The 6374-nt window shown below is 67.2% G+C and carries 6 protein-coding genes; 5 read left to right on the plus strand and 1 reads right to left on the minus strand.

The annotated features are described in order from the left end of the window. Window positions 1-713, plus strand: a 713-nt coding sequence (locus tag AC2VON_RS20650) for a transketolase-like TK C-terminal-containing protein (protein ID WP_486954584.1), incomplete at its 5' end; no start/stop codon positions are given. Window positions 714-764: 51 nt separating this feature from the next. Here AC2VON_RS20650 and AC2VON_RS20655 read toward each other — a convergent pair. Then, the gene (locus AC2VON_RS20655; RefSeq protein WP_486954585.1) at window positions 765-1847 is read right to left on the minus strand and encodes a PecA family PE domain-processing aspartic protease; all 1083 of its coding nucleotides are present in this window, start codon (window positions 1845-1847) and stop codon (window positions 765-767) included. Window positions 1848-2353: 506 nt separating this feature from the next. On the opposite strand from AC2VON_RS20655, the gene AC2VON_RS20660 reads away from it, so the two are divergent. The 4 genes from AC2VON_RS20660 to AC2VON_RS20675 all read left to right on the plus strand — a co-directional run. Continuing rightward, window positions 2354-3664, plus strand: a complete 1311-nt coding sequence (locus AC2VON_RS20660) for a PucR family transcriptional regulator (protein ID WP_486954588.1) — start codon at window positions 2354-2356, stop codon at window positions 3662-3664. Window positions 3665-3805: 141 nt separating this feature from the next. Next, window positions 3806-4726, plus strand: coding sequence for an ACP S-malonyltransferase (locus AC2VON_RS20665; protein WP_486954586.1), 921 nt, complete (start codon window positions 3806-3808; stop codon window positions 4724-4726). An 86-nt stretch (window positions 4727-4812) separates the two neighbouring features. Beyond that, window positions 4813-5121, plus strand: coding sequence for a meromycolate extension acyl carrier protein AcpM (gene acpM, locus AC2VON_RS20670; RefSeq protein ID WP_486954587.1), 309 nt, complete (start codon window positions 4813-4815; stop codon window positions 5119-5121). Window positions 5122-5123: 2 nt separating this feature from the next. Continuing rightward, on the plus strand, window positions 5124-6374 hold a 1251-nt coding region (locus AC2VON_RS20675; RefSeq protein ID WP_486954589.1), incomplete at its 3' end, for a KasA/KasB family beta-ketoacyl-ACP synthase.

Raw genomic sequence — 6374 nt, forward strand, 5'->3', positions numbered from 1 at the left:
TCATCGAAAGCGGGCTGGCCCGGATGTACGGCGAGAACCCGGAGAACGTGTACTTCTACATCACCGTCTACAACGAGCCCTACCGGCAGCCGGCGGAACCGGAGAACCTGGACGTCGACGGCCTGCTGCGCGGCATGTACCGCTACCGAGCGGCCGGCGAGAAGCGCACCAACACCGCCCACATCCTGGCGTCCGGGGTGGCGATGCCCGAAGCACTTCGGGCTGCGGGCCTTCTCGCCGACTGGGACGTGGCCGCCGACGTATGGTCGGTGACCAGCTGGACTGAACTGAACCGCGACGGGGTGGCCGTCGAGCGAGCGAAGCTGCGCCACCCGGAACGCCCGGCCGGGCAGGCGTACGTGACCCGGGCCCTGGCGGGTGTGACGGGTCCGGTGGTCGCGGTTTCGGACTGGATGCGCGCCGTCCCCGAGCAGATCCGGCCGTGGGTGCCCGGTCGTTACGTGACGCTGGGTACCGACGGGTTCGGCTTCTCCGACACCCGGCCGGCTGCGCGGCGCTACTTCAACACCGACGCCGAATCGGTGACGGTGGCGGTGCTGGACGCCCTGGCCCGCGACGGCGCCATCGACCCGTCGGTGGTGATCGCGGCGACGCGGCAGTACCGGATCGACCTGATCGACACCGTGCCGGCCGCCTCGGAGCCGGGGGCACCTCCGGCTGACGGGGAAACTTCGGACCCCGGGCCGGCCTGACCTCGTCTTATGGTGCCTGCGAGCTTGGCGTCGACGGCGCCGGCCGACTTGTCATGACTGCGGCGGTCCGTAGAAGGTCATTGCCCCGCCGTCGGCGTTGGAGACGTACACCGGGGTGTCCACGAAGGCAGCGTTACCGGTGTTCATAATGCCTGACACTCCGTACACCAGTTTCAGGAACCAGTTCGCAAGGATGCTCATATCGCCCTCGGTGGTGTGCGAGTAGAGCAGAACGCCATCCTGGGTGTAGACGGAGACCGGTGTTCCGGCCGGGAGTTGCCCCAACCCGAGGAAACTGGTCGGGTATTCGTTGGCGACAGGTGTCGGAAGCCATCCACCCTTGCCGCCGCTGTCGAAAACCGCCGCAACATCCTGCTTGGGTCCGTCACCGAGCTGGACCTGGATGTCGTCAGGGTGCTGCGGGCTGCCGGCGAACGGCGCCCCGTCAAGGGTGGCGATGGGGCTCAGCCCGTCCACGGTGGCGGGCTCCGGGCCGAACACCAGTCGGTCGCCAGGTTCGTCGATCAGCACGCCCTCACCGAGATCGCCGGGCAGGTCCGTGGTCACAAGGTTGCTACCGCCTGCGTTGGGCCCGATACCCAAAATGCCGTCGACGGGTGCACCGGCGAGGCGCTGCGCGGCAATAACGGACAGCGGGAAACTGAACAAGACGGCATCGACGGTGGCGTGGTCATTGACGATTCCACTACCGAAATCGACCGTCGTGGGAACATCGAGCCCGATATTGAACCCGGCGGCGAACCTCGTGATATCGATGTCGCTGAAACTGAAGTGTCGTAATCCATCGAGGATGACCTGCGGCGACAGGTCCCAGATCGAGACTTCCAGGCCTTTGGACCCGGTGTCGAGCGCAAGGGGAATACCTGGCCCGCCGCCGAGGGAGACATCGACCACCGGTTGGCCAGTGCCGAAGCCTTCGACATGCAACGGGACCGACGCCGTATCACCGGGCGCGTCGAACGGAACCGCCGCCGCAGCGAGAGCCGGGTCGAAGCCCAGGTGTTGCCAGTTGGCCGGGTCGAACGCTGCAGCCCAGTCAGCAGGATCGAGCAGATCAGCAAGCAGGTCGTCGACATCGGCATGTGCGGCCGGTGCATCGCCCAGCGGGGTCATCCCGAACGTCAGAAGCGTCCCAACTGCCGCACCGGCCCCAATCACCCGGCGGCCACGGGCGGCAAAGCCACACAGGCCACACAGGCCAGGCAGGCCAGGCAGGCCAGGCAGGCCACTGAGGCTCCGGGTCAGACCCTGACCTGGTCGCTGCTGAACACCGCCACACGAGCGCACGCTGACGACTCCCTCCGAAGGTAGGAGCGTGATGGTCACACACCGCGCCGTGCGCCAAAAAACTCAAAATACTCTAACTAACTGATGCTCGTGGTGGCAAACGCCGTGGCGAGAGCACCTCGGAGCAGAGCGTCCCAAACTCCTCAGCTTCGCTATCGCACGCCCGCACGACACAACCAGCGACACAACCAGCGACAAGACCGCCGAACGTGGGAGAACCCTCCAGAAAAGTCGCGTAGCTTTTAGTCATGCCCCACAAAGGTTCTTCGGGTTCTTCGGGTTCTTCGGGTTCTTCGGGTTCTTCGGGTTCTTCGGGTACTTCGGGTCCCGTCCTGCCCGGCTTGCCGGGCTCCACGCTGGACCTGTTGAACGCCATCCCGGACACCCTGCTGCGGCAGCTGAAACACTATTCGGGCCGGCTGGCCACCGAAGCGGTGACCGCGATGGGCGAGCGGCTGCCTTTCTTCGGCGAATTGGAGGCGTCCCAGCGCGCCGACGTGGCGCTGGTGGTGCAGGCCGCTGTGGTCAACTTCGCCGAGTGGATGCACGACCCGCGCGGCAACGTCCGCTACACCGCGCAAGCCTTCGAGCTGGTACCGCAGGATCTGACCCGGCGCATCGCGCTGCGCCACACCGTCGACATGGTGCGGGTCACCATGGAGTTCTTCGAGGAAGTCGTGCCGATGCTGGCCCGCTCCGAAGAGCAGGTAACCGCGCTGACGGTCGGAATCCTCAAGTACAGCCGCGACCTGGCCTTCACCGCCGCCTCCGCCTATGCCGACGCCGCCGAAGCGCGCGGCACCTGGGACAGCCGGATGGAGGCCAGCGTGGTCGACGCGGTGGTGCGCGGCGACACCGGGCCCGAGCTGCTGTCCCGGGCGGCCGCGCTGAACTGGGACACCACCGCGCCGGCGACCGTGGTGGTGGGCACTGCGCCACCAGATCCGGGCGGCGTGTCCGGTCACAAGGCCAGCGAGAACGTCCGGGTTGTCGCAGAACGCCACAGCCGAGCCGCACTCACCGACGTGCACGGTACCTGGCTGGTGGCTATCGTGTCCGGTCCGCTGTCGCCGACCCAGAAGTTCCTCCCCGACTTGCTCGGCGCATTCTCCGACGGGCCGGTGGTGATCGGCCCGACCGCGCCGTCGCTGACCGCCGCTTACTACAGCGCCAGCGAGGCGATCTCCGGCATGAACGCCGTCGCCGGCTGGGCCGGGGCGCCGCGGCCGGTGCTGGCGCGCGAACTTTTGCCTGAACGTGCACTGGCAGGTGACGCGTCGGCGATCGCGGCGCTGCACACCGACGTGATGCGGCCGCTGGCAGACGCCGGGCCTACGCTCACCGAGACGCTGGACACCTACCTGGACTGCGGGGGCGCGATCGAAGCCTGCGCCCGTGCGTTGTTCGTTCATCCAAACACCGTGCGCTACCGGCTCAAGCGGATCGCCGACTTCACCGGTCGCGATCCCGCCCAGCCCCGGGACGCCTATGTGCTGCGGGTCGCCGCCACCGTAGGCCGACTGACGAACCAGGAGCACCATTTCAGCGCCAGCAACGGTGCTGTTACGCAGGTCACCGCCGGAGTCGTCGAGGGACACGCCGGCCCCGTCCGCCAGACGCCGGAGGCGCGCCCGGCCGGATGAGACGCCGCGGCGTGAATCGCAATCCGGTATCGAATAGGTCGCATCGGAGAGCGATTTTGTATGGTCTCCACAAAAAAATAAGACAATGTTCATGATCGGTCACATCGTGCAAATCTGCGTTCACAATGTTCTCTTAAAGATATGATCGCATTGCTCGCGCCCGGACAGGGATCGCAGACCCCCGGCATGCTGTCGCCGTGGCTGGAGCTGCCCGGCGCAGCTGAGCAGATCGCGGCATGGTCGCAGGCCAGCGGCCTGGACCTGGCCCGGCTGGGCAGCACCGCAACGGCCGAGGAAATCACCGACACCGCGGTCACGCAACCGCTGGTGGTGGCCGCCACCCTGCTGGCACACGCGGAGCTGACCAAGCGTGAGTTGCTCGGCGGACCGGACGGCTACACAAATCTGGTAGTGGCCGGCCACTCCGTCGGCGAGATCGCCGCCTATGCCATCGCGGGCGTTATCGCCGCCGACGATGCCGTCATGCTGGCCGCCACCCGGGGCCGTGAGATGGCCGAGGCGTGCGCGGTCGAGGCGACCGGAATGTCAGCCGTGCTCGGCGGCGACGAGACGGAGGTCCTGGCCCGGCTGGAGCAGCTCGACCTGGTTCCGGCAAACCGCAACGCCACCGGCCAGATCGTCGCCGCCGGTCGCCTGACCGCGCTGGACAAGCTCGCCGAAGACCCGCCCGCCAAGGCCCGCGTTCGTCAGCTGGCCACTGCCGGAGCGTTCCACACCCGCTTCATGGCCCCCGCGCTGGACGGCTACGCCGCGGCTGCCGGTAAGATCCGCGTGTCCGAGCCCACCATCACTGTGTTGTCCAATTTCGACGGTCAGCCGTTGCCGTCGGCGGCGGCGGCAATGGATCAACTGGTCGCGCAGCTGACCCGGCCGGTGCGCTGGGACCTGTGCGTCGAAACGATGCGACGGCGCGGTGTCACGGCGATCGTGGAGTTCCCGCCCGCAGGCGCGCTCACCGGCATCGCCAAACGCGAACTTCGGGGAGTTCCGGCGCACGCCGTGAAGTCCCCCGCAGACCTGGACGGGTTGACGGAGCTCTAACACGACCGCTCCCCTGCCAGCACAACCACATAGACCACATAGACCACAAGAGTCCGTGAAACACAACCGATAACGAAGGAGCCGTAGTGGCAAGCACGCAGGAACAGGAACAGATCGTCGCCGCCATCGCCGAGATCATCGAAGAGGTGACCGGTATCGAACCGTCCGAGGTGACGATGGAGAAGTCGTTCATCGACGACCTGGACATCGACTCGCTGTCGATGGTCGAGATCGCCGTGCAGGCCGAGGACAGGTTCGGGGTGAAGATCCCCGACGAGGACCTCGCGGGGCTGCGTACCGTCGGCGATGTGGTGAATTACATCCAGAAGCTGGAGGCGGAGAACCCCGAGGCCGCCGCGGCAGTGCGCGAGAAGTTCACCGCGGAGAGCCAGTGACGTTGTCGGCCCGGCCCTCCACCGCCAATGGCGGTTACCGCAGCGTTGTGGTGACCGCCGTCACGGCCACGACCTCGGTCGGGCCGGACATCGAGAGCACATGGAAAGGGCTGTTGGCCGGCGACAGCGGCATACACGTACTCGAGGACGAGTTCGTCACCAAATGGGACCTGCCGGTCAAAATCGGCGGTCACCTCAAAGATCCGGTCGATGGTCACATGGGCCGGCTGGACCTGCGGCGCATGTCGTATGTCCAGCGGATGGGCAAGCTGCTGGCCGGCCGGATCTGGGAGAACGCCGGCTCCCCGGAGGTGGATCCGGACCGGTTCGCCGTCGTCATCGGCACCGGATTGGGCGGGGGCGAGAAAATCGTCGAGAGCTACGACCTGATGAACGAGGGCGGCCCCCGCAAGGTGTCGCCGCTGGCCGTGCAGATGATCATGCCCAACGGCGCTGCCGCGGTAGTCGGCCTGCAACTCGGCGCCCGCGCCGGGGTGATGACCCCGGTCTCGGCCTGTTCGTCGGGCTCGGAGGCGATCGCTCACGCGTGGCGGCACATCGTCATGGGCGACGCCGATTTCGCGGTCTGCGGCGGTGTGGAAGGCGGCATCGAGGCGCTGCCCATCGCGGCGTTCTCGATGATGCGCGCGATGTCGACGCGCAACGACGACCCGGAGGGGGCGTCCCGGCCGTTCGACAAGAACCGCGACGGGTTCGTGTTCGGCGAGGCCGGCGCGCTGATGGTGATCGAAGCCGAGGAACACGCCAAGGCCCGCGGTGCCAAGCCGCTGGCCCGGCTGATGGGTGCCGGCATCACCTCAGACGCCTACCACATGGTCGCGCCCGCACCCGACGGTGCGCGGGCCGGCAAGGCGATGGTGCGCGCGTTGGAGCTGGCCGGGCTGTCCGCCAGGGACGTCGACCATATCAACGCCCACGCGACGGCCACCCCGATCGGCGACACCGCGGAGGCCAACGCGATCCGCGTCGCCAAGTGTGAGCATGCCGCGGTGTATGCACCGAAATCGGCGCTGGGCCACTCCATCGGGGCGGTCGGCGCGCTGGAGTCGGTGCTGACGGTGCTCACCCTGCGGGACGGGGTCATCCCACCCACATTGAACTACGAGACGCCGGACCCGGAGATCGACCTGGACGTCGTCGCGGGGGAACCCCGCTACGGCGAATACTCCTACGCCATCAACAATTCGTTCGGTTTCGGTGGCCACAACGTCGCGCTAGCGTTCGGACGCTAC

This window comes from Mycobacterium sp. TH-M82, assembly GCF_057473605.1.

What these genes read in the sequence shown, in the direction of transcription:
- AC2VON_RS20655 (WP_486954585.1), bottom strand. Translation starts at nt 1,847, where the DNA reads ATGACCCCGCTGGGCGATGCACCGGCCGCACATGCCGATGTCGACGAC.
- AC2VON_RS20665 (WP_486954586.1), top strand. Translation starts at nt 3,806, where the DNA reads ATGATCGCATTGCTCGCGCCCGGACAGGGATCGCAGACCCCCGGCATG.